1 protein-coding gene is annotated in these 581 nt (G+C 68.7%); it reads left to right on the forward strand.

Annotated features, from left to right (window positions below; all coding sequences use genetic code 11):
* The coding region (locus AAE045_RS23930; protein ID WP_455549792.1) for an AraC family transcriptional regulator at positions 1-581 on the forward strand (581 nt) is incomplete at both ends.

Here is a 581-nt window from a genome sequence, read left to right on the forward strand (position 1 = left end):
TGGGGCTGTCGCCGTTCCATCTCTCGCGGCTGTTCCAGCTCAGCACCGGGACCTCGGTGGTGCGCTATCTGCGAGGCCGCCGGCTGACCCACGCCGCGCACCAGCTGGCGGCCGGGGCCGATGGCATTCTCGAGGTGGCCATTGCTGCCGGCTACGCCTCACACGCGGCCTTTACCCGCGCATTTTCCGAGCAGTTCGGACGTTCGCCCGAGCAGGTGCGCGAGCAGGGGCTGGCCGGCATGGTGTTGGTCGAGGCATTGAAGCTGATCGATCCCTCGACACCCTGCAGGATCGAACCCCATCGCGCGCACCGCGGTGCCCTGCGCGTGGCCGGCATCGGTGCACGCCATACCGCCGCGACCGTCGCATCGATTCCTTCGCAATGGCAGCGCCTGGACGAGGCGCATGGGTTGGGCGCGCAGATCGCCTACGGCGTGTGCGGCAACAATGACGCTGACGGCGGCTTTGACTACATCGCCGGCGTGGAGATCCGTGCCTCCGCGCCCGTGCCCTCCGGCTGGCAGGCGATCTCGATCGCGCCTCGCGAGTATCTGGTGGCCTGGCATGCCGGGCACATTTCC

This window comes from Dryocola clanedunensis, from assembly GCF_038405435.1.
Classification (GTDB): domain Bacteria; phylum Pseudomonadota; class Gammaproteobacteria; order Enterobacterales; family Enterobacteriaceae; genus Dryocola; species Dryocola clanedunensis_A.